This window comes from Kitasatospora sp. NPDC050463, from assembly GCF_040655255.1.
Taxonomy (GTDB): domain Bacteria; phylum Actinomycetota; class Actinomycetes; order Streptomycetales; family Streptomycetaceae; genus Kitasatospora.
Genome location: NZ_JBFAJO010000068.1, coordinates 22,907 through 46,114, shown reverse-complemented (window position 1 = coordinate 46,114; position 23,208 = coordinate 22,907). Strand labels below are relative to the sequence as shown.

General features: G+C 70.4%; 27 protein-coding genes and 3 pseudogenes. 14 read left to right on the top strand and 16 right to left on the bottom strand.

Annotated elements, in window-relative coordinates; translation table 11 throughout:
• Nucleotides 1–145 precede the first annotated feature (145 nt).
• Complete coding sequence (locus AB0J08_RS32035) at nucleotides 146–1,369, bottom strand: alpha/beta fold hydrolase (protein ID WP_360641359.1); 1,224 nt, start codon at nucleotides 1,367–1,369, stop codon at nucleotides 146–148.
• Between the two features lie 103 nt (nucleotides 1,370–1,472).
• On the opposite strand from AB0J08_RS32035, the gene AB0J08_RS32030 reads away from it, so the two are divergent.
• Entirely contained in the window at nucleotides 1,473–2,066 is a 594-nt protein-coding gene (locus tag AB0J08_RS32030) for a TetR-like C-terminal domain-containing protein (RefSeq protein ID WP_360641358.1), read from the top strand.
• A gap of 296 nt (nucleotides 2,067–2,362) precedes the next feature.
• Nucleotides 2,363–2,626, top strand: a complete 264-nt coding sequence (locus tag AB0J08_RS32025) for a hypothetical protein (RefSeq protein ID WP_360641361.1) — start codon at nucleotides 2,363–2,365, stop codon at nucleotides 2,624–2,626.
• 77 nt (nucleotides 2,627–2,703) lie between these two features.
• On the opposite strand, the pseudogene AB0J08_RS32020 reads toward AB0J08_RS32025, so the two are convergent.
• Nucleotides 2,704–2,907 (bottom strand): annotated as a pseudogene (locus tag AB0J08_RS32020) (transposase); the annotation flags it as partial.
• A gap of 77 nt (nucleotides 2,908–2,984) precedes the next feature.
• Here AB0J08_RS32020 and AB0J08_RS32015 point away from each other — a divergent pair.
• From AB0J08_RS32015 to AB0J08_RS32000, 4 genes and pseudogenes are all read left to right on the top strand, one after another.
• A complete protein-coding gene (locus AB0J08_RS32015) occupies nucleotides 2,985–3,152 on the top strand; it encodes a hypothetical protein (protein ID WP_360641357.1) in 168 nt (55 codons plus the stop codon).
• A gap of 330 nt (nucleotides 3,153–3,482) precedes the next feature.
• Nucleotides 3,483–3,658: pseudogene (locus tag AB0J08_RS32010) on the top strand (ISL3 family transposase); the annotation flags it as partial.
• A gap of 145 nt (nucleotides 3,659–3,803) precedes the next feature.
• Nucleotides 3,804–4,199 carry a MerR family transcriptional regulator gene (locus AB0J08_RS32005; protein WP_360641356.1) on the top strand — a complete coding sequence of 132 codons (396 nt, stop codon included), beginning with the start codon at nucleotides 3,804–3,806 and terminating at the stop codon, nucleotides 4,197–4,199.
• Nucleotides 4,200–4,347: 148 nt separating this feature from the next.
• Entirely contained in the window at nucleotides 4,348–5,229 is an 882-nt protein-coding gene (locus AB0J08_RS32000) for an NADP-dependent oxidoreductase (protein WP_360641355.1), read from the top strand.
• 172 nt (nucleotides 5,230–5,401) lie between these two features.
• On the opposite strand, the pseudogene AB0J08_RS31995 reads toward AB0J08_RS32000, so the two are convergent.
• Nucleotides 5,402–5,644 (bottom strand): annotated as a pseudogene (locus AB0J08_RS31995) (nucleotide sugar dehydrogenase); the annotation flags it as partial.
• Nucleotides 5,645–5,675: 31 nt separating this feature from the next.
• On the opposite strand from AB0J08_RS31995, the gene AB0J08_RS31990 reads away from it, so the two are divergent.
• Nucleotides 5,676–6,449 (top strand): glycosyltransferase family 2 protein, encoded by a 774-nt coding sequence (locus tag AB0J08_RS31990; RefSeq protein WP_360641354.1) that lies wholly within the window; start codon nucleotides 5,676–5,678, stop codon nucleotides 6,447–6,449.
• Between the two features lie 129 nt (nucleotides 6,450–6,578).
• On the opposite strand, the gene AB0J08_RS31985 is transcribed toward AB0J08_RS31990, so the two are convergent.
• The gene (locus tag AB0J08_RS31985) at nucleotides 6,579–6,881 is read right to left on the bottom strand and encodes a hypothetical protein (RefSeq protein ID WP_360641353.1); all 303 of its coding nucleotides are present in this window, start codon (nucleotides 6,879–6,881) and stop codon (nucleotides 6,579–6,581) included.
• Here AB0J08_RS31985 and AB0J08_RS31980 point away from each other — a divergent pair.
• The 3 genes from AB0J08_RS31980 (at nucleotide 6,847) to AB0J08_RS31970 (ending at nucleotide 8,331) form a co-directional block, all read left to right on the top strand.
• Nucleotides 6,847–7,239: a hypothetical protein gene (locus tag AB0J08_RS31980; protein ID WP_360641352.1), complete on the top strand. Its 393-nt coding sequence runs from the start codon at nucleotides 6,847–6,849 to the stop codon at nucleotides 7,237–7,239. The genes AB0J08_RS31985 and AB0J08_RS31980 overlap by 35 nt on opposite strands.
• Nucleotides 7,240–7,250: 11 nt before the next feature.
• Nucleotides 7,251–8,030: a GNAT family N-acetyltransferase gene (locus AB0J08_RS31975; RefSeq protein WP_360641351.1), complete on the top strand. Its 780-nt coding sequence runs from the start codon at nucleotides 7,251–7,253 to the stop codon at nucleotides 8,028–8,030.
• A gap of 70 nt (nucleotides 8,031–8,100) precedes the next feature.
• The gene (locus AB0J08_RS31970) at nucleotides 8,101–8,331 is read left to right on the top strand and encodes a hypothetical protein (protein ID WP_360641350.1); all 231 of its coding nucleotides are present in this window, start codon (nucleotides 8,101–8,103) and stop codon (nucleotides 8,329–8,331) included.
• Nucleotides 8,332–8,814: 483 nt separating this feature from the next.
• Here the strand turns inward: AB0J08_RS31970 and AB0J08_RS31965 are convergent, their stop codons facing one another.
• The 3 genes from AB0J08_RS31965 to AB0J08_RS31955 form a co-directional block, all read right to left on the bottom strand.
• Nucleotides 8,815–8,997, bottom strand: coding sequence for a hypothetical protein (locus tag AB0J08_RS31965; RefSeq protein ID WP_360641349.1), 183 nt, complete (start codon nucleotides 8,995–8,997; stop codon nucleotides 8,815–8,817).
• Nucleotides 8,994–9,605, bottom strand: a complete 612-nt coding sequence (locus AB0J08_RS31960) for a hypothetical protein (RefSeq protein ID WP_360641348.1) — start codon at nucleotides 9,603–9,605, stop codon at nucleotides 8,994–8,996. Before AB0J08_RS31960 ends, AB0J08_RS31965 begins: the two co-directional genes overlap by 4 nt.
• Nucleotides 9,606–9,715: 110 nt before the next feature.
• Nucleotides 9,716–10,075 (bottom strand): helix-turn-helix transcriptional regulator, encoded by a 360-nt coding sequence (locus AB0J08_RS31955; RefSeq protein WP_360641347.1) that lies wholly within the window; start codon nucleotides 10,073–10,075, stop codon nucleotides 9,716–9,718.
• A 593-nt stretch (nucleotides 10,076–10,668) separates the two neighbouring features.
• Here AB0J08_RS31955 and AB0J08_RS31950 point away from each other — a divergent pair.
• Nucleotides 10,669–11,658, top strand: a complete 990-nt coding sequence (locus AB0J08_RS31950; RefSeq protein WP_360641346.1) for an aldo/keto reductase — start codon at nucleotides 10,669–10,671, stop codon at nucleotides 11,656–11,658.
• A gap of 272 nt (nucleotides 11,659–11,930) precedes the next feature.
• Here AB0J08_RS31950 and AB0J08_RS31945 read toward each other — a convergent pair whose 3' ends face one another.
• A complete protein-coding gene (locus tag AB0J08_RS31945) occupies nucleotides 11,931–13,988 on the bottom strand; it encodes a hypothetical protein (RefSeq protein WP_360641345.1) in 2,058 nt (685 codons plus the stop codon).
• Nucleotides 13,989–14,017: 29 nt separating this feature from the next.
• Here AB0J08_RS31945 and AB0J08_RS31940 point away from each other — a divergent pair, with 29 nt between their 5' ends.
• Complete coding sequence (locus AB0J08_RS31940) at nucleotides 14,018–14,320, top strand: hypothetical protein (protein ID WP_360641344.1); 303 nt, start codon at nucleotides 14,018–14,020, stop codon at nucleotides 14,318–14,320.
• On the opposite strand, the gene AB0J08_RS31935 is transcribed toward AB0J08_RS31940, so the two are convergent.
• Nucleotides 14,321–15,367 carry an IS630 family transposase gene (locus tag AB0J08_RS31935; RefSeq protein ID WP_360641343.1) on the bottom strand — a complete coding sequence of 349 codons (1,047 nt, stop codon included), beginning with the start codon at nucleotides 15,365–15,367 and terminating at the stop codon, nucleotides 14,321–14,323.
• A gap of 161 nt (nucleotides 15,368–15,528) precedes the next feature.
• On the opposite strand from AB0J08_RS31935, the gene AB0J08_RS31930 reads away from it, so the two are divergent.
• Complete coding sequence (locus AB0J08_RS31930; RefSeq protein WP_360641342.1) at nucleotides 15,529–16,338, top strand: ATP-binding protein; 810 nt, start codon at nucleotides 15,529–15,531, stop codon at nucleotides 16,336–16,338.
• 428 nt (nucleotides 16,339–16,766) lie between these two features.
• On the opposite strand, the gene AB0J08_RS31925 is transcribed toward AB0J08_RS31930, so the two are convergent.
• Nucleotides 16,767–17,228 (bottom strand): hypothetical protein, encoded by a 462-nt coding sequence (locus tag AB0J08_RS31925; protein ID WP_360641341.1) that lies wholly within the window; start codon nucleotides 17,226–17,228, stop codon nucleotides 16,767–16,769.
• 637 nt (nucleotides 17,229–17,865) lie between these two features.
• Here AB0J08_RS31925 and AB0J08_RS31920 point away from each other — a divergent pair.
• A complete protein-coding gene (locus AB0J08_RS31920) occupies nucleotides 17,866–18,036 on the top strand; it encodes a hypothetical protein (RefSeq protein ID WP_360641340.1) in 171 nt (56 codons plus the stop codon).
• A gap of 99 nt (nucleotides 18,037–18,135) precedes the next feature.
• On the opposite strand, the gene AB0J08_RS31915 is transcribed toward AB0J08_RS31920, so the two are convergent.
• From AB0J08_RS31915 to AB0J08_RS31890, 6 genes are all read right to left on the bottom strand, one after another.
• The gene (locus tag AB0J08_RS31915; RefSeq protein WP_360641339.1) at nucleotides 18,136–19,188 is read right to left on the bottom strand and encodes a hypothetical protein; all 1,053 of its coding nucleotides are present in this window, start codon (nucleotides 19,186–19,188) and stop codon (nucleotides 18,136–18,138) included.
• Nucleotides 19,188–19,601 carry a hypothetical protein gene (locus AB0J08_RS31910; RefSeq protein WP_360641338.1) on the bottom strand — a complete coding sequence of 138 codons (414 nt, stop codon included), beginning with the start codon at nucleotides 19,599–19,601 and terminating at the stop codon, nucleotides 19,188–19,190. The genes AB0J08_RS31915 and AB0J08_RS31910 overlap by 1 nt, the downstream gene beginning before the upstream one ends.
• A 113-nt stretch (nucleotides 19,602–19,714) precedes the next feature.
• Complete coding sequence (locus AB0J08_RS31905) at nucleotides 19,715–20,203, bottom strand: hypothetical protein (protein ID WP_360641337.1); 489 nt, start codon at nucleotides 20,201–20,203, stop codon at nucleotides 19,715–19,717.
• Nucleotides 20,181–20,963: a cysteine hydrolase family protein gene (locus tag AB0J08_RS31900; RefSeq protein ID WP_360641336.1), complete on the bottom strand. Its 783-nt coding sequence runs from the start codon at nucleotides 20,961–20,963 to the stop codon at nucleotides 20,181–20,183. Before AB0J08_RS31900 ends, AB0J08_RS31905 begins: the two co-directional genes overlap by 23 nt.
• On the bottom strand, nucleotides 20,960–21,541 hold the full coding sequence (locus AB0J08_RS31895) for an NUDIX hydrolase (protein ID WP_360641335.1): 582 nt from the start codon (nucleotides 21,539–21,541) through the stop codon (nucleotides 20,960–20,962). The genes AB0J08_RS31900 and AB0J08_RS31895 overlap by 4 nt, the downstream gene beginning before the upstream one ends.
• Nucleotides 21,538–22,908, bottom strand: coding sequence for an NUDIX domain-containing protein (locus tag AB0J08_RS31890; RefSeq protein ID WP_360641334.1), 1,371 nt, complete (start codon nucleotides 22,906–22,908; stop codon nucleotides 21,538–21,540). Before AB0J08_RS31890 ends, AB0J08_RS31895 begins: the two co-directional genes overlap by 4 nt.
• Nucleotides 22,909–23,208: the final 300 nt, after the last annotated feature.

The following is a 23,208-nucleotide window of genomic DNA, read 5'->3' as shown; positions in this document are numbered from 1 at the left end:
TCGACGTGCTGTGGGCGATGCTGCGTGACAAGAGGCTGTTCACCTCCGCCCCGCCGGTCACGCAGACGGCTTGACACGGTCATTGAGATTCCTTCGGCAGATTCGGATGGGCGGGGTTCGCGGCGGTGTCTGGTGGGCCGAGGCCTCAGGCGCTGGTGGTAGTGAGGGTGTCGTCGAGCCAGTCGTAGATGCGGGCCTGGGTCAGGCGCATGGCGCCGGGGTGGCAGTGGGCGCCGGCGCCTTCCTCGGCGGAGAAGACCATCAGGGTCTTGGGGCAGGTGAGGTGGTCGTGGAGCTGTTCGGGCTGGCCCTTGAAGAACATGTCGTCCTCGGCGTCGCAGACGAGGGTGGGGCACTGGATCCGCTCGGCGATGCCGTCGGCGAGGGTGTAGTCGAGGTAGGTGGCGTTGAAGGCCCTCGGGGTGTCGACGCCCATGACGTACATGCCGTGGTTGATCGCCCATCGGGCGATTGGGTCCTTGGACATGATCTGCTCGAACGCGGCGTCGAGTTCGGGAGCGGACGGCGCGCGCAGGAGCCGCTCGGCCTCCTCGCGGCTGCCGGGGATGTTGCGGACGGAGGTCTGCCCGAGGTCGTAGAGGCCGTCCACGGCGATCAGCGCGGCCAGGCGGTGCTCGAACGCGGCGGCCCTGGGGGCGAGGATGCCGCCCATGCTGATGCCGAGGAGCGCGATGCGGCTGTTGTCGACCTCGGGGAGCGTCTCGGCGAAGTCCACGACCGGGGTGATGACGTTCTCCCAGTCGGGACGGAAGACCAGGCCCTGGTGGTGGCGAGGCCCGGGCATACCGGGGCCGTCGAAGACCAGCACGGTGTAGCCGCGTTCGACACCGGCCATCGCCCCGAAGAAGTGCAGTTCCTCCGCGGTGCCGTCGAAGCCGTTGTGCATGATGAGCGTCGGCCGCGGGGTCCCGGAGTCGTCGACGCGGTAGAGGTAGCCCGGCAGGGTGGTGTCCTCGTACGGGATCTCGACCGGCTCGATGATCGGGGTGAACAGCGCGGCCGCCGCCCGGAAGCAGGCCACGCTGCGGTCGTAGGCGTGGTCGTGACGCGGGTCGCAGGGGTGGCCGTGCAGGAAGAACTCGGCCGACCGGTAGTAGTTCGACGCCCGCAGGAACCCGTCCCGGGCGCTCACCCGGTGACCGGCCGCCAGCGCCTTCTCGGCCTCCCGCGACACCAGGTCGGCGGTGGCCGTCCACTCGGTGTACCAGCTGCCGTAGTCGCCCTCGACGATGCGCTCACCGGTGGCGACGACCTCGCCGAAGTCCGCACCGCCGTAGGCGATGTGACTCATCGACCGCAGGGTCTCGTACCAGAACTGGATGTTGTTCGGGAACAGCAGCTGCTTCATCGCCCACACTCTCCTCGGATGCACTAAGCACGGATCTGTGCTTACGACGGGAACAGTAGCCCCTCCTGGCGCGCTAAGCAAACATCTGTGCTTACGATGGGGGGTGACTTCGAAACAACCGACCGCACGCATCCGCCGGAGCCCCGAAGAGGTCCGCGCGGCCGTCCACCAGGCAGTCGTCGACCTGCTCTCCGACCCGGCGGGCGAGGACCTCAACATCCCCGCGATCGCGCACCGCGCCGGCGTCAACCACACCAGCGTCTACCGGCGCTGGGGCAGCCTCGACGCGCTCCTGGCCGACATGGTCACCACCCGCCTCGAACGGGACTCACCGCTGAACGACACCGGCAGCCTGCGCGGCGACCTCCTCGCCTGGGCCAAGGCCAGCGCGGCGAGCATCCGCACGGCCGAAGGACGCGCCCTCGTACGCGCCGTCATCCTGTCCATGCCGAACAGCCCCCAGGCCCAGGACGAGCGTGCGCAGCACTTCCGGCGCCGGATGCACTCCATCGAGCAGATCCGTCTGCGGGCCACGGCCCGCGGCGAGAACCCGCCTCCCCTGGAGCAGATCCTCGACCAGCTCGTCGCTCCGTTCTACCTGCGGGCGATCTTCGGCATCGACCCGCCCGCCACCGGCTACCCCGAACTCCTCGTGGACAGACTGCTCGGCACCACGGGCGCGCCGGGCACGGCTTAACCGCCGCGCACCTGAACCTCCTACGCCCAGGCGCCAAGGCGACACCCGCGCGCAGCCAAAGCGGTGTGGGGCGGGCGGCATCAAGGCCAGCCCTTCCACCAAGGTTTCCGGGCGCTGGTCATCAAGGAATTTGCCAAGGTGAGGCCGCGCAGGGCCTCACCCTTGATGGTGACCGTTACGTGATCGTCGCGACCGAGGGGGCTGTTCACCAAGGGATACGCCAAGGTGTGCGGGGTTCAGTTCGGCGACCGCGCGGAGCACCAGGCTCCGCGCCGAGCCGAACGGGGCACCCTGCGATGACGACCGACGACAGCACCACGAAGAAGACCCGCCGGGCGAGGACGGGCGCGGAGCCGGACAGCGAGACCCGGGAGGTCGAGATCACCTGGGCCGTGCTCGCCTCCCTGTTCCAGTTCCGCATCGCCACCGCCGAACAACTGCGCCGCCTCCACGCCCCGGACGCGGGGATCGAGAAGATGCGGGGCCGGCTGCGGGAGCTGCGCGAGCGGGGCCCGGCCGAGGAGCTGGTCCTGCCCCAGTCCGGGCGCGCGAAGGGCTGATTCCTGACCGACCACGGCGCCCGGATCGCCGGCGCGTTCCCCGAACTGGCGGACATCCCGGCCCCCAGCCTCGCCAGTTCCTCGCGCTCGTCGCTGGCCAGGCCGTCGCGCTCACCGGCGTCGACCTGGGCCTGCTTCACCCAGTCGCGCACCGCAGTCTCGGTCAGGTCGAAGTCCTTGGCGACCTGACCGACCGAGCGGTCACCACGTCGGCACAGCTCGACGATCTCGACCTTGAACTCCGGCGTGAACGAGCGGCAAGGGCGCGGCTTCTCCCCCATGCTCTCCATGATGGACATCATCCTTATCGGGGCCGAAGCCCCTGATCAGGGGTGTCCGTCAAAACGAATCAAGCCCAATGCTGCAGTGGGACCTGTTCGAGGGCGGCTTCCTTGAGTTCCTGCTGGCGGCGGTGACGGAACAGTACCCGTACCACGGGGACGTTGTTCCCGGCGGGATGAAGCAGGTTGGTGGCAGCTGTACCTATCACCCTCGGGGTGACTGGTCGAAGAACCTTCGGGAATGAGCCCGCGGACACGGTCAACGGCCGCCTCCGAGCGGCTCCGGCTTGGTGACCTGGCCAGCCATTATCGTCCCCAGCATGGTGGGCACGAGTTCAAGCGAATCGGCTCGGTCACTTCGCTACCCATGAAAGCCCAGCAAAACAGCGACGACAGGCGCGGCCCGACCCAGTAGGCATTGGCCCCCAATCAGGGGACCGGGAGACGCACGACATTGTCGCGGGTACCGGACCGGTCCCCGATGTCGTTCAGGCGCTCGGTGAGTACGGCGCTGGCCCAGGTGAGCCGGTGATCTGCTGACGGAGTTCGAGGATCTCAGCGTTCTCGCCGGCGACCACCCGCACTCGTTCAGCAACGGCCTGGAAGTCGACCGGGTCGCCGTCAATGCCACCCAGCCTCCCCTTTCCACAACGGCCGCACCGAGGACGTCAACACACGGACCAAACGGATCACGAGACAGATGCACGGCCGAGCCGCGTTCCCACTCTCCCGCCACCGCAGTGCCTCCAGCGATCACCGCACGGCGCTACCACCGATGGGCCAGACCCGCTGGTCGTGGGCCTGGGGCGATAGCCCTGTGGCGGTGGGGGTGGCCGCGAGCGTCCATGACTCGCCGACGGTCTGAACCTGGAGGCCGCGGGCGTAGGCTCTCAGGGATGCGGATAGGCGAGCTGTCCAAGCGCACGGGCGTGAGTCCGCGCTCACTGCGGTACTACGAAGAGCAGGGCCTGCTGACCAGCTCACGCTCCGGCGCGGGCCAGCGTCACTACTCCGATGCGGCGGTCCAGCGCGTGTCGCTCATACGGCAGCTGTTCGACGCGGGGATGTCCAGCCGGGTGATCGCGACTCTGCTGCCGTGCGTGGACATCCCGGGTGACCTGGGCGTCGCCGAGGAGACGTTCACGGCGATGATGCGCGAGCGCGACCGGATCGACGGCGACATCGCGCACCTGATCGAGACCCGGGATGCACTCGACGTGCTGATCAAGGCCAACAGCCGGCACCGGGCGGAGCTGTCCACGGCTCCGGAGCCGGCGGCACGGTCGGCCTGATGCTGTGATCTGCGTCTCAGTCGGTTGCCCCTGACATCAATGTCAGAGGTGAGGATGGCGACAGCACCCGGAGTCACCGGGGCGGTCGTACGAGAGGCGGCAGAAGATGGGGCAGGCGTGGGGTTTCGGCAGGCATGGCGGGCCCGAGGTGCAGGAGCTTTTCGATCGTCCCGATCCCGCCCCCGGTCGAGGTGAGGTGCTGATCCGGGTCAACGTCGCTGGCGTGAATCCCCTCGACCACCTTCTGCGCACAGGTCTGGTCGACGGGCTCGACGGCGGGCGTGCGTTTCCCCGCGTGCTGGGCATGGAGGCAGCGGGAACCGTTCTTGCCCGGGGCGAGGAGGTCGACGGGCTCGAGGTGGGTGACGCGGTCTTCGGCTTCGCACTCACCGGCGGCGGCACCTACGCCGAGACGACGGTGCTGTCCGCTCCGAACACCGCGCGCATCCCGGCTGGTCTGTCCGCGACTGTGGCGGCAACGCTGCCAGTGGCCGGGACGACCGCGGTGGATGCGCTCGACCAGCTCGGCCTCCCGGCCGGTGCCACAGTCCTGGTCAACGGGGTCGGGGGCGGCGTCGGCCTCGCCGTCGCCCGGCTGGCCGTCGGGCGCGAGTTGCGTGTGGTCGGTACCGGGAGTACCGCCAAACGCGAACACGCCGAGGCCATCGGGGTGCGGTTCATCGACTACACCCTCGAGGACGTCGCCGCCGCGGCTTGCCGGCTGGTTCCGGGCGGCTTCGACGGGATCGTCGACCTGGTCGGAGGCGTCTCGCTGCGGACGGTCGCTCCGCTGGCCCGGGATCCCCGCAACGTCATCGCTGTGGGTGACAACTCTGTGCCCGATCTCGGTGGGCGTTTCGTCGAGCGTCGCATCGATCGCGAGAACCTGGAGCGGTCGGCCCGGCTGGCCCTCGACGGAGTCCTCGCACCCGTCGTCACCGCGGTCCATCCGCTGTCCGACGCCCCGGCCGCCCTTGCCACCGTCGAGAACGGTCACACCTCGGGCAAGGTTGTCATCAAGGTGGCTTGAGAAGTGCCCGGCCGCCCGACGCCATCGGCGTCGTGGGCGCAGCGAGCTTCGGGGGTGAGGTGGGTCTCGTGTTCGTCGATGGCGGTGGTGAGGACGGTGCGGACGGCGGGGTGGGCGGCGGCGACCTGGTCGGCGGTGACGGTGCGGGGGTCGGCGGCGGTGACGTAGCGGCGGTGATCACCGCGATGTCGAAGCCGGCCAGTGCGGTGGCGTCGGCGGTCGCGGAGGAGGCCCCGGAGTCCAGCACCTTGCACAGCCGGGAGGAGGCGACGTCCTCCACGTACGACTCACCGGCGGTCAGCTGCTTGGTACGGTTCAGGTCCACGTCGTAGCCCACGACGCGGTGGCCTACCTCGGCGGCGCGTACGGCGAGGGGCAGTCCAACGTAGCCCTGACCAGCGACAACAACATCCATGACGACTCCAACCCGGGTGAGGAGCACGACCGTGCCCCTGGTTTCTGTGGTGATGCCGGTCCACAACTCGGCGGCCACGCTCGGCGCGTCGGTGCGCTCCGTGCTCGCGCAGACCCACGGCGACGTGGAGCTGCTGGTCACCGACGACGCGTCCGCCGACGGCTCCATGGATTTGCTGCGGGACCTGGCCCGCCAGGACGAGCGGGTGCGCGCCGAGGCGGCGCCCCAGCAGGGCGGCGCGGCCAAGGCCCGCAACCTCGCCCTGGCGCGGGCACGCGGGGAGTACGTGGCGTTTCTGGACAGCGACGACATGTGGCTTCCGGAGAAGCTGGAGCGGCAGCTCGCCTTCGCCGCCGGGGGTGATGCCCCGCTGACCTTCACCTCGTACTACAAGGTCGACGGCGACTACACGGGCGAGGCCTGCGACTTCGTACCGAACGGGCGGGTGGTCGCCGCGCGGGAGCGCGTGACGTACCGGGACATGCTGGTGCAGGACCACATCGGGGCCCTGACCGCCATGTACTCCCGGACGGTGCTGGGCACGAGGCTGATGCCGGACATGCCGAAGCGGCAGGACTACGCGCTCTGGCTGGCGATCATGAGGGAGGGCCACCCCGCCCGGGGCCTGCAGGAACCGCTGGCGGTCTACAGGTCCGGCCGGGCGGGGTCGCTGTCGTCGAACAAGTTGGCGCTGGTGCAGCACAACTGGGCCTTGTACCGCCAGCACGAACGGCTGCCGCTTCTGCGGTCAACGTTGGCTCTGGCCGGGGCGACCGTGCATTCGGTGCGGAAGTCGCGCATCTAGGTGTGCGCGACCCCGGGGAGCCGGGGTCGTCCGCCTCCGGTGCTGCCCGAACCAGGCCCCGCCTACGGCCGCACTGCGTGATCGGGGCGGTTCACGGGGGGCCCGTGAGTCAGCAGTGCTGCGGGCCAGCTACGCGCCCGGGCGGGCGCTGGCCCGGTCTCGCAGGAACAGCTGGAGGAGAAGCCGCCGCTCGTCGAGCGGCACGCCCTCCTGGCCGCTCTGGAGCGCCTCCCGCCCGTGCAGGAAGCGGCGCTGGTTCACGATGAGGTAGTCCCCGGGCTGGAGCAGGAACGAGACCCGCCCCCGGACGAGCTCCTCGGCGAGCTCCCTGGCCGCGGCGGCGTGCGCCTGGCCGAGCTGTGACCGCTCCAGCCGGTACCGGCGCCTCCCGCACCAGGTGACCGGCCGAACCGCCGAGGAGCTGGGCTTCACACCCCCGGTTCCTGGCGAACTGGCCGGCCTGGAGTCTTTGTGCCGCGCGGGCCTGGGACAGTACGAGCGGGCCGCGGCGGGAGCCGAGCAGGCCGTGATGCTGCTCGCCGACGCTCATCTCCGCAACCGCTCGCCCTACACCCCCGACATCGCCCTGCACTACGCCCGCAGGCCCGCGCCGGACCTGGACGCAGCGACCGACGCCGCCCATCGCACCCTCGCCCACCTGCCCGACGTCCGCTCCGAGCGGCTGGTCCGGTCCCTGCGCGATGTCGCAGGCGCTCTCCAGGCCCATCGTCAGGTACCGTGCGTGGCCGACTGCTTCGACGCCTGCCAAGCCGCCGTCCCCGCCGCATGAAGGACACCGCGTTGAGTGCTTCCCCCACCCCGCTGAGCCTGCGCCGCTACGGCGCCGGCGACACCGGCCTCCTCCTTGACACCCTCGCCGACATCTGGGCCGATGCGCACGCGGGGCACGACGACGTCGCCCTCGCGGGCTTCACCCCAACCACCCTGCGTCGCCAGATCACCGGCCACGCCCGCCGCGACGACTTCACCCTGATCGCCGGATACGACATGGGCGAGATCGTCGGCTTCGGCTACGGCTTCAGGGCCACGCCGGCGTACTGGTACGGCGAGCAGCTACTGCCGCACATCACCCCGCCCGAAGCCCGGACCACCGACTCGCTCGCCGGAATCTGCGAACTTGCCGTACGGATCGAGTGGCAGGGACGCGGCGTCGGCACCCGCATCCACGCTGCTCTGCTGGAGGCGCTGGGCACCGAGTGGGTCTCCCTCCTCGCCATGCCCGGCGACGAGCGGCCCGAGCAGCGTCTCTACCGCCAACTCGTACGCCGGACCGTACCGGGCCGACCCCGCCGGACCGGTACTCGACCTCCTCCTGCTGCGCACCGGCTCCGGCAGCTGACCGCCGCGGCCAACAGCGCAGCCCGTCTCCGCACAGAGCCGGGAGCACCATGCCCACGACCACCGCCGTTTCACCCCCGGGACAAACAGCGTCCGCTGCAAGGTCCGGCCGGACCCGCAACGCCCTCACAGCGCGGGCGCCCCCGAAGCCGGTTCCCCGCGGTGACGCTGCCAGAGTGGAGCATCCGTCCACGCCGAGCGCCGCCGCCTCCCGCTGGGTGATGGCCACGGGTGCCCGCCCCAGCGGGCGGTGCGGGAGCATCCTGGAAGTGAGCAGCTGGAGGAGGTGTCCGTGTCGAAGACCCCGAAGGCGGCGACCCCCTCCAAGGTGACGCCGTTCGAACTGCCGGTGGAGCTCGCGCTGGCCCGCGCGGTCATCGAAGTGCCGCCGGAAGCGCCTCAGCGCTGGTTTGAGCCGAAACTGGACAGCTGGAGAGTGTGCCTGCGCACCGGTCCGCGCGCCGCGGATTCAGCCGCCACGGACCCGACCTGTTGCAGGCCTGACCGGCGGTCCGTACCTTGATACCCCGTCCAGGAACTCCCGGGCGAGGCATCAAGCTATCCCTGGCCCGCCGTCACCAATGCTTTGACCTGGGATTTTACCCGTCTTCCAACCTTTTCGGGGCCGACGGCCGTGGGACGGACGGTGGGCTGCGGCGGCATCGTGAACACCGTTCGCCGATGGCGCGCGCTCAGACGGCGCCGAGACCCGGCCGCTGGCCCCTCCCCCGCAGCGGCCGTCCTGCGCGACTGCTACGTGCAGCCGACCGCTACCTGCTCTGAACGTCGGAGACGCAACTGCGACTGCGCCCGCCCCGACGGGGGCGGGCGCAGTCATGTGCGGCTTCGGCTGGCACAGCGCGCCCAGGACACGACGGATCGTCTTCGGGTCGACCTGGTACTGCCGGGCTCCTGCCCACCAACGAACCTCCACTCAGCGGGCGGGCCGGGCGGGAGCGGCCGGGAGCAGGCCGACGGCCGAACCATCAGCTGCATGGTCCCTGGTCTACTTCCAACCGATGACGAGATGCTTGGGAAGAACCACGGTGATGAGCCAGACGAGTACGGACGCAACAACGATGATCAGAATGGCGCCGACTGGGGACGCCGGCTCGAACCACTTGCGCACGAGCGCCTTGAAGGTCGCTTCGGACGGGCCGGGCGGCCGGAGGTCCGGGTCGGCCGTCACGCGCTCTCCCTGCGTCCTCGTCGCACCGTGTGGACCATCGCCGGTATCCCACGCAGTTCACTGAGCACCATCCCGAGGCGGCGCCACCAACCCTCGGTCTCCAGCAGGTAGCCGTGGTGCTCCTCCAGCCACTCCTCCCGAACATCGGCCGGCAGCGTACGTGACGCCAGCCCAAGGAGCGGTCCCCCGATCCGTGCCCGCCGAGGCGCCGCGGCGCACTCCCGGTCGCCCGGGTCAAACAGGTCTGTCGCGTCGACACCCCGCCCCGAGAAGAATCGCGCCACGTTGCGGCGCACCGTGAGAATCTCCTGGGGCCCGGAGGCGGGAAAGTCAACCTCCGGCTCGGTCCCGGACAGGTCCTCCCCCGGCTCGGCTTCGTCCCAGTCGAATGTCCCCGCCTCCCGCGCTGCGGGTAGATCCGCTGCCGGCCCCCATCCTCCCCGGATCTCGGACGCCGTCTCCAGCATCCACGCTTCCTGGACTTCGGGCTCCGCCGCGGACGGACCCTCCACCAGGAATCCCCTCAGCACCCCGGCGGTCTCCCGGGAACCGCCCAACTGTGCCACCGGGGCGGCCGTGGACGTGCCCTCACCGACCAGGCGAATCACCGGGCGCCTCCTCCCACGAGCGGTCTGATCCGCGGATCCGGCGTGATCCTGCGAAGTTCCGGCGGGTGCGACCGCCGGCCTGCGGCGTCGGCCCGCGTTCGCGGTGTCCATCAGCGGCCACCGCCCGCGAGCCCGGGGGCACCAGCGGGGCGGCGCCCGTAGAGGGGCCGCCCTGCGGAGGCCTCGGCCAGGGCCTGGGGCGCGAGTTCGGCACCGCGGGCGGTGAGCTTGTAGAAGCGGCGCCGCGGACGACGCGCGGCCTCGGCACTCTCGTCCGCCTCCCAGTGCCGCTCGACCCAGCCGGCGTTCAGCAGGCGCTCCAGCAGAGGGAAGAGCGTGCCACTCGGCAGGCCGGTGAGGCTGGTGACCCTCCCGCCGTACACGCCGCAGGTCAGAGCATCCGGGATTCGTTCACCGTCCGGCATACGGCCGAGCAGCACCTTGAGCACCTTCTGGGTGTTCACAGTCATGCGTGGCTGATGAATCGTCACCTCATGAATCTACCTAGATCGATTGCGCGGCGTCAAACTTTCTACCTAGGTCGACTTCGACGACGCCCAGGACCCGACCGGCCAGCCGCCACAGGACGGACCCCACCGGAACGACAGGACGACCCGAACCGAGGGCAGGCAGCGGGCGACAGACCACGGGCCGAACGGACCAACGACGGGGCCGTGTTCGGCCATTGAGCCAAGCGGGACAGAACGCACGCGGGATGCCACCGGCCGGCGGGAGACCGGACCGCGGACCCGGCCAGCGGGTACGGCAAGCCAGCACGGTCACGGCAGCGAGGAGACTTCCACCAGAGTGACACCAGGCCGCGCACTGGCCGACCCCACCACCAGAGCAAGCAGGCAAGCAGGCAGACCCCACCGGACCGGCCGGGCGAGAGCGACCAGGAGCAGACCAACAGCCGACCAGCGGTGGGCACCCGACGTGCCGGTGCGCCACCGGCACCGTAAGGTCTCTCCGAGGACACCAGGCCCGCCCGGTCACCCGGATCAGGGCGCCGGCGGAGCGCCAGCCCGCGGGACGGACGAGACGAAGGACTGGTACGTCACACATGCAACAGCGCAGTCTGCGGGACCTCCAGGTGTCGGCCATCGGCCTCGGCTGCATGGGGATGTCCGCCTTTTACGGCACGGCCGACCAGGGCGAGGCCACCGCGACCATCCGACGCGCCCTGGATCTCGGCATCACCTTCCTCGACACGGCGCAGGTCTACGGACCGCTCACCAACGAGTCCCTGGTCGGCGAGGCCGTCCGGGGACACCGTGACGAGTACGTGATCGCCACGAAGTTCAACTACCGGATGGACGACGCCGTTGCGGGCGACATGTCGACGGTGGGCCGCCAGGACGGCTCCGCCGAGCACGTCCGCAGTTCCGTCCACGGCTCGCTCGCACGGCTCGGAACCGACCGCATCGACCTGTACTACCAGCACCGCGTCGACCCGGCCGTGCCCATCGAGGAGACCGTCGGCGCGCTCGGCGAACTGGTCACCGAAGGCAAGGTACGCCACATCGGGCTGAGCGAAGCGAGCGCGGAGACCATCCGCCGCGCCCACGCCGTCCACCCCGTCACCGCCGTCCAGACCGAGTACTCGCTCTGGACCCGGGATGTGGAAGCCGAAGTGCTCCCCACCTGCCGGGAACTCGGAATCGGCTTCGTGCCGTACTCCCCGCTCGGCCGCGGCTTCCTCGCGGGCCGCTTCAGCTCCCCCGACGAACTCGACCGGGACGACTTCCGCCGCAGCAACCCGCGCTTCACCGAGGCCAACCTGGCAGCCAACCTCCGACTCGCCGAGAAGGTGAAGGAGATCGCCGCGGAGAAGGACATCACCCCCGCCCAGCTGGCCATCGCCTGGATCCTGGCCCGCGGCGAGGACCTCGTCCCGATTCCGGGCACCAAGCGCCGCACCTACCTGGAGCAGAACGCGGGCGCGGTCGACGTCGAGCTGACCGACGACGACCTGGCCCGCATCGACGCCGAGCTGCCCGGGGCGGCGGGCGAGCGCTACGACGAGAACGGGATGCGGACGGTGAACCGCTGAGCAACCCGTCACCGACTGGCTGCGCCTGTCGCTGTACAGCGGCCGACCCACGGAAACGCGGACCCTACACGACGGTGACCGGGTCATGCACGTCTGCACGAGGCCCCGCCCGACACCCCCATTCTGACCAGCGGCCGCCCCCTAAGGCGCCCGGGCGAGGTCCGACCGCGCAGGCCGACGCCCTCCTGGCGTTCGCAACGCCGCCATGACCTCGGCAGGTGCCGCGACAGCACCCGCGACTTCCTCCGCCCGGCCATCGGCGCGGGTCGGGTTCAGGAGGACGTCCTACCCGCCAGGGCCTGATCGACCAAAGCGCGCAGCTCCTTGTCGCGGACGATCATCGGGTAGCCCCCATCCGCGCAGAGCCGGCGGTCCGACTGCCGGACCGTCAGCAGTGCGGCCCGGATCGCGGGGCTGATCTCGCCCATGCGGATCAGTGCCTGGACTGCGTCCCGGAAGAAGTGGAAGCCGTCGCCGCCCTCGGCGATCGGCAGGACGAACTTTTCGAGGACCCGCATGCTCGGTTCGGCCCGGCCCGTGATCGACCAGATGGTGACCGCGGCGGTGAGCCGTGTCCAGTGCCTGCTGTTCTCCATGGCGAACCGGACCCGGGCCGCGTAGGGTGCCGCGTCGGTGCCGAAGTCGCCCAGGGAGTCGATCGGCCCGTACCAGGGTTCCGATGCCGTCATGACGGCGTCGCCGACGAGCCGCAATCGTGTCGCCCGGTCCCCGACGATGTACTCGGCGGTCCCCGCCACCAGCGCGTGGTTGCCCGGGAAGTCCAGGACCTGGCAGGTACGCAGGGCCGGTGCGGCCGAGGCGGCGGCCGGCCCCAGGCCTCGCAGGATGCGGAGCACGTTGACGGACGTCCAGGTGTCGGTGAGCAGGGGCAGGAGGTCGGGCAGGGCCGGGAGTGCGTCCTCGCACCAGGCTTCCAGTACGGCGAGGAACTCGCGGGTCGCACCGCCGCGGGCCCCGCCCTGCCGGATCGCCTCGCGCATCGCGGGCAGCAGGACGTCCGCGTGGGCCCGCAGCGGAACCAGGACGTCCGTGACGTCCGGCCGCCGGGGATCGGCGGTGCAGTAGCCGCGGCCCTGCTCCTCCTCCTGCGCGAGGAGCTGCCCGATCAGGCCGGGCAGGGCGCGGGGGTCACCGATCCGGGTCAGCGCCCAGCGGGCGATCTCCCCGACCGTTCCGTCCAGGTACTCGTCGGACGCGTTGTCGCCGAGCAGTGCGGCGAGTTGATCGGCGTAGCGGGCCGCCGCCGGGCCGAGCACCGCGAGGATGTTCGCGGCGCGCAGCCGGACGGCTCCGTCCGGGCTGGTCAACAGTCGGCCTGCCAGCGGCAGCAGTGTCGCCTCCACCGAACGTCGCTCGGTCAGGAGCCGCCACGCCACGTCCAGCGCCGCCCGGCACAGCTCGGCGTCCTGGGTGCGGTCCGCCGTCTCGGCCAGCCGGACGGCGAAGCTGAGTTCGGCGTCGGGATCGTGCTTGAGCTTCCACGCGGTTGACCGGATCAGGTCCTCTCGGGTCCAGGAGCCCTCGGCACCCGGGGTGTACCAGACCTCTTCGAACCGCGTCCGCGACGCGGCTTCGGAGTACACCTCGATCAGCCGGTCCAAGTGCCGGACCGGGAGATCCTGGTCGAATTCGGACCAGGCATGCACGGCCGCGACCCGGAACACCGGGTCGTCGCCGTCCGCCAGCACCGCCAGTACCGCCCGCGCCTCGTCGACCGCACCACCGCTCCCATCCTCGTCGGATGCCGCGGCTATCGCCTCGCCGAAGGCGAGCAGCAGCGCGACGCGTACCGTCGGGTCCGTCTCCGCCCGCCACCGTTCCAGCAGCCGCACGATCCCCCCTGCCAGGGGCAGGGCCTCCCGCCGCACCGCCGGCTCCGGATCCGCGAGCAGCACACGCGCTCCCGTCCAGTCGAAGCCCACCAACGGCGGTTCCTGCAAGGCCACCAACAGCTCGACGAGCTCCCCCCGTACGTTCGTGGCCATGGCCGGGTCGGCGGCCAGCGCGACGACGAACGGCAGGGCCACCGCCGTCACGGACGGCGTCTCACACCCCTCCCTCGTGACGAGGGAGTACAACGGGTAGCAGTCCTCCTTCGTCGCCTCCGCACCCGCGAGAGCGAGCCGGCGCAACGCCCGCGACACATCGCCGACCGAGTCCCCCGGGTTCCCCGTCGCAAGCCCTTCCCACACCACGGCGTCCAGCGCTTCCAGCGACATACCCGTCATCGTCATCCCGTCCACCATCACCCGTCCTGCGTACCAGCAGCCGTCATCGTCCAGGAAACCCGCCGTCCTGTCGTCCGACATTCGCCCCACCTCGCATCTGGAGGTGAACGTTGTACGACACGGTGAGCGTGGCGCTGGAACAGCCGGACATCGGCCGCGTGTTCGAGCGGGTGGCGTGCTGGGCGTTGGAGGGCCGGTATCCGGGGCTGCGGCCCACCACGGTCAATGGGACCGGACACGCGGCGTCCCGGCTTCGGCAGTTCCGCGGTGCGCAGAGGCTGGTTCAGGTCGATCGCCTCATGCACGAGGGTGCGCATCATCCAGGTGCCGTGGCCGGCCGGGTCGGACTCCTCGGTGAGTTGGAAGCCGAGGAGGTAGTGCTGCTCCGCAGAAGTTCGTCGAGGTGCTGTTGATCAAGCGGCCTTGAGTGGCGTGCCTTCATAGGTCCAGCGGTAGGGGTTCGCGGTCTTGTTGTGCCCGATCACGTAGGTCTCGAGCTTGTCCATTAGTACGTCGCGGCTGGCGAAGTCGCCGTGACGTATGACCTTTCGGGTCAGGGCGGAGAAGAAGAGCTCGACTTGGTTAAGCCAGGAGGCGTGTGGCGGGGTCCAGCGGACGTGCCAGCGTGGGTGTGCGGCCAGCCAGGCCTTGGTGTGCTTGGCGGTGTGGGAGGAACCGTTGTCGAGCACGACGTGGATCTCCTTGCCAGGGGCGATCACCCGATCGATCCGGTTCAGGAAGGCGGTGAAGGTCACTGCGTCATTGCGGGTGATCACCTCGGTGAGCACCTCACCGCAGCGGACGTCGAGGGCTGCGACAGGGGAAGCGGTACCGTGGCGCCGGTACTCGAACTCCTGCCGGGCGGGCTCACCGGGACGTACTGGTCGCCCGGGATAGCGACGCGAGCGTGCGGCGATCGCGGTCTTCTCGTCGATCGAGAGCACCACCGCCCCCTCGGGCGGGTCGAGGTAGAGGGCGCACACGACGGCGGCACGCTGCCAGAAGTCGGGGGTGTCCCGGCGGGTGAGCCAGCCGCGGACCTTGTGCGGCTTCAGGTCCAGATCCGCCAGGATCCGGCCGACCTGGGTTGGGGAGATCGGTGCGAAGCACGTGCCGGTCACCTTCTGGGCGATGGACCGGTGGCACCAGGTCGCCTCCGGATGCGGCGGCACGCTCGTAGCAGTGGGCACGATCGCCACGCGCACCTCGTGCCCGTAGGCTCTCGGCCGTCCCGACCGCGCGGCGGCCCGCAGACCGTCCGGGCCCAGGGCGGCGAAGCGGCCCCGCCACTTGCGCACCGTGTTCACGCTGACCCCAAGCTCCCGGGCGATCGCACCGTTGGCGAGCCCGTCCGCCGCCGCAAGCACGGTCCGGGCCCGTAACACCTCCCGCACCTGGGACTTCGCCGAGGCCAGCGTCCGCACCAGCCGCTGGCGGACCTCCGCCTCAAGCAGCACCACAACCGCCATCCCCGCCCGTCGCTCACCACGCACGGCCAACCATCATGGCGGGCCAACGCGGCGCACGGCAGGATGGACCCGTGCCGAAGAACCCCCCGGAGTCGATGCAGCACCACCTCCGCCAGTGCCTGAACCACCACGCCCGTGAGCGCTGGCCGCACGTGAACACCATCACGATCCGCTTCCGCTCCGGATTCGCCTACGTAGCAGCCGAGTTGCCCGGCGAGCAGATCATCCCGCTATGCCGTCTGCGCTTCACCGGCGCGCTGCACACCTGGGGCTTCGCCCTCTACCTAACCAGCAGCAACACCTACAAGGACAACGTCCTGCCCAGCGGCCTGCCTGCCGGCTCCGCCGAAGAGGCCCTCGACTGCGCAGGCGACCTCTACCTCAGCGCTCTCGCACCGGGCGGCTCCGAACTGATCCGAGTGCCAGCGGGACTCGTCGTCCTCGTCGGTCCTCCAGCCTCGGGCAAGACCAGCTTCGTTCGGGCACTGATCGCGCGTCGGCAGATCGACGAGGATGCCGTCGTATCCAGTGACGAGATCCGCGCGGACCTTTTCGGCACCTCACCCGCTGAAGCGGGCTCCGACACGGCGGACGCTCGGATCTTCGAGGAACGCGACCGCAGAATCGTCGCCAGGCTCGCGACCGGACGCAGCGCAGTCGCCGAGTCCACGAATGTCACCCCACAGGCGCGCGCACGGCTCATCGCCATCGCCAGGCGCTTCAACGCCCCGGTGACCATGCTGCGATTCGACCCGGACCTCGCCGACCTCCTCCAGCAGCACGCGGAGCGAGGCCGCACCGACATCACCGCCGCAGACATCCGCACCTACGCCGCGATCATGGCCCGACACGCCGCCGCCGACCAACTGTGCTCCGAGGGCGCAACCGCCGTCCACGACGTCCCCGGACGCCGCCAAGCAACCACGCCCGCCGAAGCCGCCGCGCACTTCTCATTCGCCTGACACAACCGACGCGTCCAGGCTCGCCTCCGGCCCCCTCCACGAACTTGCGCGGGGCAGCAGTAGTACTGCTGGGCCGCGCTCTCCCGGCCCGGGGCGTGGTGCTTCCATCCGACCAGGGTGGCCAGTTCGGCGGCGGCACCGTAGGCGCTGCGCCTCGATGGGCTCGCCCGCCGCCCGGTGCCAACTGGTCCGGCTCCCTCACCGCGTCTTCGCGCCCCGGCTGATGCCGCTGATCAGCTGCCGTTTGCCTGAGGGGATGTCCCGGGCCGACGGGACGGGATCGCCGTCGCGGCCATGAGCCCGGAGAGGTCCGGCGTCATCACCGGCACCGGCGGCGCCCGCTCCTGACTGGCCGCGGCCTGCGCCTCCGCTTCCGCTTCCGCTTCCGGGACCGTGGTCTTCGCGATGCGGCGACAGGTTCTGGCTGGTCAGGAGGTGCGGGTGTCGGAAGCGGGGATGGTGTGCTCGCATTCGCGCCGGAAGTGGTAGTGGCTGCGACTGACGCCGGTCAGGGAGTCCAGCCAGAAGGCGTATCCGAGCGCCTTCTCCTCGGTGTCGGTGAGGGCGACCGCCCGCCGCCGGGTGCCGGGTACGGCCCGGGCCTGCTCGAGGACTTCCCGGATGGTGCGGATATCAGCGCCCTGGAGGTCGCTCGCGGCGGTGAGGAAGCTGTTCAGGGCGTCGATGTCGACACTGTGGAGTTCGATGTGGCGGCGGCTCTCGTCCGGCGGCTCGACAGGTTCGGGTGCCGGATCCTCCGTGACCGCCGCCCGGTCGCGCCGGTACCGCAGAGCGTCCAGGCCCGCGGGGTGATCCGCGCGGCCCAGGCCGCTCCGTCCCCGCCCTGAACAGGCATGGTCTGCGGGACGGCCTCGGGCGCGAGCTCGCACAGCCCGTCCTCCGCGAGCCCGCGGATCACGGTCGCACGCCGGCGCCGGTCCGGGGCGGCAGTGTCCTCGCCGGCTCATCCATCGGCGCGGCGCGCCTTGGCATGCGCCACTGGTCCGCGGCCAGCCCCATGATTCCCACCTCGTACCCGATCGGCTACTCTGCGTCGCATTCTGTCGTCACTGCCGGAGCCTGTGCAGGGAAATCGCAGAACGTCAGTCGGCCGGCCCCCTGGCGCCAGGCCTGTCATCGGCGCCACAACTACCGGCCTCTGCCGGGCGTCCGCACCCGCTTGAGGCGGGCGAAGGCCGGCGATGGGCGGCACGGTGGTCGCGGCGGCGCGGGTGCGAGTCGCACAAGCCAGTACTCGACACCGCCCGGGAGCGGCTGTGTGTCGCGTCTAGGCGCCGAGGCGTTGACCTGGGCGGACACCGTCCGGACACGGCGCCGGCCACGCCCCGGACGTGCTGTCCGCCGTCGCCACGCTGCTCACCGACGGCGCCGTCCTCGACCACGTCGCCGAGGCGATCGAGAGCCGCGGCCGAACCCGGGCCGAAGTCGAGGAGCTGGCCGCAGCGGTCGGCCCCGCCAGCCCGACCACCGCCGGTCTCACCGGCACCACACGAAGCGAGCCTGACCATGGGATGCGCCTGCGACAAGGGCCGGGAGCAGTGGGAGGTCGTCGCCAACGACGGTGACGGCGCGGTGCTCTTCAAGACGTCGTCGAAGCCGACCGCCGACACGGTCGCCACCCGGTACCCCGGCAGCATCGTCCGGCCGGAGGAAGGCACAGCAAAGACCACCCAGTGACGACGAGCGGGCGGGCCACCCCGAGGATCCGGGTGGCCCGCCCGCAGGCTGAGGTGGTCGAGGACGGCGCCCTGGCGCTCGCACGCTCGTCGCGAGCCGTCAGAGGAGGGTGTAGACGTTGGGGTCGACAGGAGCTGGAGCTGACGGCTCGTCATCCAAGCTCTGTCCGGTGGGCGGGTTCTTGGTGGGGTTCGGGGCGAACGGTGATGGCACGTCGGCCCTAGGCTGCCCGGTAGGTGACGCCTTGAAATTCCGGAGAGCGCGGTCCAAGCCCGCAACCTCCCTCGAAACGACAAGGTTTGGTGTTTTCAAGACCTCGGAGACCAGCTTGATGTTCCCGTCGATGCACCCATCGGCGGGCTTGTCGGGGATCTTCCACTTGTCGCCGGCCGGGTAGAACTCAGAGTTGGCGCCGCTGTCCACAAGCGCGATGGGGCCGATCTTGAGCTGTTGGCCGCCGTCGTGCTCAAGGACGACGTCCACCACGCCGAGCCACGGCGAGTTGCCATCGGGGACAGTCGGCAGTCCTACCGTGAGCATGAGGCGGTCGTGCTTGTTGGCGGTCACCTCGTAGCTGATCGACTTCGTGAGTGTGAAGGGCTTCGCCGGCGGTACGGGTTGCTGATCATCGGGGATCTTGAACTGGTAGTTCGCCGAGACGATCAGCTCCCCGCCGACAGCAGCGCACGATTCCAGGGACTGGAAGCGGTTGAATGTGACGCTGGCCTTCGTCACCAACGAGGTGCCGTTGGCGATGTTCCCCAGCGTGATGTCGATGTGGGGGCCGTGGAGGTCGGTTACCTTCGTTCGCGCCGCGTTCTTGACGGTGCCGTCGTATTCCTCGCCGTCGATGCCTCCCTCGATGTAGGCCGAGACCTGCGACGCTGCGAGATTGGACTTGAGCTCCGGACCGCTCCGGGCCAGGTCGTTCGAGGTCTTCGACTCCCGCTCGATCTGGAAGACGACGAAGCCCACCGTCACCGCGACAGCCAGGCCCAGGGCGATGCCGGTCCTGACGAACCGGTTGTGCTTCGCCCGGCGTTCGGCTTCCTCGGGTGAATCCAGAACAATGTCGCCGCTCTGGGTGATGTTCTGTGTGGCGTTGCCGTAGGCGTTGTTGGCCTGGGAGCCCGGCTTGTCGGGGCTGCCCATTACTGGGTCCGGGACTTGTTGCCGAACACGATGTCACCGGCCTGGGTGATGTTCTGCGTGGCGTTGCCGTAGGCGTTGTTCGTCTGGACGAAGGACTGCTGCGCCGCGGGGACGGCGGCGCGGACCTCCTCGACCAGAGACCGGAGGTCGTCTTCCAGCTCCGGGTTCTCCTCCAGAAGCTCGGCCAGCTTCTCTGTCCAGCGGTTCTGGAGCGATGCCCGGACGCGCTCTTGCTGCGGTTCGGCCGCCCGGTCGAGCTCCAGCGGGATGCGATCGAGCTGCACCGAAACGCGCTGCTCGTCCCGGTCATCGCCTCGGCTGAACAGCCGGGCGACCCTGCCCTTGGTGCCCTGCCAGATGTCCGTTGCCGCCGCGCTGACGACCGCGGTTCCGCCCGCCGCTGCCAGCTCCATCAGTGCGTCCGTCAACACCGCTGATCTCCCACTCCGTTGAGGGATGTGCGGGCACGTCCGGCCCGCTAAGGCAAACAAGATAATGCATAGTCAGACCACGGAGGAGCGGAAGCTCAGAGCAGACCTGGCGGTATACGCGCAGGCGGCTGATCCAGGTGGAAGGGCGAGGCCCTGAGGCCGGCCTCCGTGCGTGCGGTCGTGCCGCTGGCGGACCGCTCGCGCGCGTGATCGCGTACCGCACGGGGTGTCCACGATCGGCTCCTCATGATCGGTCGGTCGCGTGGGTAGATGCGCCGACGATGCGGGGGCGGGAACTTCAGTTCACCGGTGATGGACTCCTCCAGCTGCGCCATGGTGGTGACGAACGCGGCCTCGAGGTCGACGCCGTACAGCTCGGCGATCACGACGACGGACCCCAGGCAGTCCGCGAGCTCGTGCCCGAGGTCGCGCCCCGCAGGCGTCGGGCGGATCCCGTCGGCGGCCTGGGCAAGCTTCGCCAGGTCTCCGACATCTCCCGTGAAGCCGAGGACGAAGTCCTGCCGGGTCCATGTGCGGCCGCGCTGCGCCGCGTTCAGCCGGTCATACAGGTCGTGGATGCTCATCGCCCGACGGGCGATCTCGCTGAGTTCCACCGGACAGCCTCCGATCAGACGCGGGTCGTGCTCCATGTACGGCGGTACCGGGCCGAATGACGTACCGATTTCGAGCGTCGCTGCGCTGCCCGCGACCGGGATCCTCAGCCCCAGGGCGTAGTTGCGGGAGTCCGGCTGCCGCCTCAGCGGGCCCGGTCGATCCGGCCGGCCGTGGGGGTACGGGCCGCAGACCGCAGACGCGGTCACCGGCCGGCCCGGACCAGGTCGAGGATCTCTGCGGCCAACAGGTGTCGATGCCGCGCTCGGCCAGCAGGTCGGGCAGCGGGCACAGGCCGGGGAAGAAGGCGCTGGCCGCCTCCTTCTCCACGAGCAGGTCGCGGTCCCCGTCGACGGTGAACTGCGGCCACAGACGCTCGGCGAGCGGGCCGCTGCCGCCGGAGGTACGGAACATCTCCGCGACCTCGGGCCCATAGAACTCCTGGCGGGCAGAGGTCGGCTCACCGTCGCCCGGCAGTACCCAGGCCACCAGACCGCCGGCCCGGCGCAGGGCAACGGCCAGCGCCTCGATCTGCGGGATGATGCCGCGCTCGTACGGCCCGTCGAAGAACGGCACCATGTCGACCACCACCAGCGCGGTGCGGGCCGGGTCGAGCCGGGTGTCGGCGTGCCGACGGCCCCGGCGCCGCTCCTGGCGGGCGTACTCGCGCTGCGGGATCACCCAGTCGTGCACCTGAGCCGGCGCCTGACTTGCCGTCGGTTGGGCGCTCACGCGCGCCCCTCCGCACCGACGGCCTGGGCGGCCATCAGGACCGACACCACCGCTCCGGACAGCAGGAGCCGGCCGTCCATCGCGGCGGCCACCGCCTCCTTGAGCGGCCACCACTCCAGGGTCATGCCCGTCTCGGTTCCGGTTAGCTCTTGCTCACCGACCGTCAGGTCCCGGGCGAGGAACATGTGCAGGTGAGCGGTGCTCTTGGTCATCAGTGCGATCCGGCCGAGCGGGCTCCACCTGAGGGCGGTGATGCCGGACTCCTCCCTCAGCTCGCGGCGGGCGCCCTCGAACGGGTCCTCGCCCGGGTCCAGCTTTCCGCCGGGCGGGGTGAGGACCTCGCCGTGGACGTAGGAGCGGTAGCGGACCATGGCGATCCGGCCCTGGTCGTCCACCGCGACCGTCAACGCCCCGTCGACGCGGGCCTGATGGAACTCGAAGAAGTCTTCGTTACCGTCGGGCTGGGTCACCGTGTCGCGCTGGATCAGGTAGGAGCCGGTGTCCAGCAGGGTCTCGCGGTCGTGACGCTGCCACGGCTTCGGCACGGCCGGCTGACGGGTGACGGTCGGTGCGCTCACGGGCGGGCTCCTTCGGACGGGCTGCTGGTGAGCAGCGGGAGGTAGTGCTGCAGGTAGGGCGGGACGCGGAGGTCGAGGACTTCGGTCAGGGGCACCACGCGCAGGGCCTGGCCCTCGTCGCCGAGCTGGAGGTCGTTCTCGAAGCCGTTCCAGACGGCGTGCAGGACGCGGGTGAGCGGGAGGCCGAGGTCAGGGTGGGGGTCGGGGAGGGTCCGCAGCCCGGTGATGCTCATCTCGATGCCGGCCTCCTCGCGGACCTCGCGCACCGCGCTCTCCGCGGCGCTCTCGTCGCCCTCGCGCCAGCCGCCGGGCGGAGTCCAGTACCCGGGCCAGGGGCCAGGGCCGGTGTCGCGCAGGTGCATCAGCAGCCGGCCGAGCGGGTCGGTGACGAGGACCAGCACGCCCTCGAAGTCGTCGCCCGGACAGGCGGGGCGCTCCAGGTAGAGCGCGCGTCCGCACCGGTGGGCGCGCAGGACCTGCCGAAGCCGCTGGTAGTGGCCCAGGTCCATGTGGTGGCGCCAGTCGTGGGCTGTCTCGAAGCGGTGCTCGGTGTGCTCGGTGGGGTCGAGGCGGAAGCGAGCCTGCTGCGCGGCAGTCAGGGTGCCGCCGTCGAACACGTGACCTACGACGGGCACCGGGTAGTCGGCGTCGGCCTGGGTGTGGATCACGGCGACCAGGCGGCGACGGAGCAGCTGCGGGTTCTCGGCGGCCAGGTCCAGGCCGAGTTCTTCGCAGGCCTCGCGCGTCGCGGCATCGAAGGGGCTCTCACCGTTCTCGACCGTTCCGCCGGGGAAGTTCCAGACGGCCGGGTCGGTGGCCGAGCGCATCCCGAGGATCCGGCCGGCGGGGTCGGTGACGAGGAAGCTGGCGTAGGTGACGGGCCGGGCAATGGTGGTGAGGCGGCCGCCGACGGGCCGCCAGCCGGGTGTGCCGAGGCGGCCGGCGAGCCACTCGATGACCTCGCGCTGGCCATCGCCGGTGTGTGGTAGCGCGTCGGGCAACGCCCACTGTTGGCCGTCGTGGTCGCCAGACAGGACTGCGGTCGTGCCGTCCGGGACCACGGTGGTGAACACGAACTGCCGCACGAGGTGGCCATTGTGGTTGGTGTAGTCGAGGGGGCGCGCGAACTCCAGGTTCCGGGTCGTGAGGCCGGTCTCCTTGGCGAGTTCGCGGGTGGCGCCGATGTCCACCGCCTCACCGTCCTCGTGCCCGCCTCCGGGGTACTCCCACAGGCCCGGCAGGACGCGATGGGCCGCACGTCGGAGCAGCAGGACCTGGCCCGAGCGGTCGCGGACCACGACGCCAACTCCGAAGTGTTCGATTCCTTCGCGGCGGGCGGAAGCCATCAGCACCTCGAAGTCGATCATTTGTAGAGCTCCTCTTCCTGGAAGGCGAGCACAGCTCGAGCCGGAGGCGCCGCGACGTGCTGGAAGGGCAATGACTGTGTCTTACAGCGGAGTTGGTGCGTCATCGTGATAGGCGCCCGGGATGGAGATCCTGCCGCTGTTCGAGTTGTCCGAGCAAGCCAGGAGGTTCCCGGCGAGCCCGGGTCGAAGATGGACCTTTCGATTTCACGTGACCTCCGCCCCGGACTTGGCGGAGAGGCGGGCGTCGGCCGGTCACGGCCCGCCGGCCGGGGGACGGTCGGGCGGCGGGAAGGGCAAGAG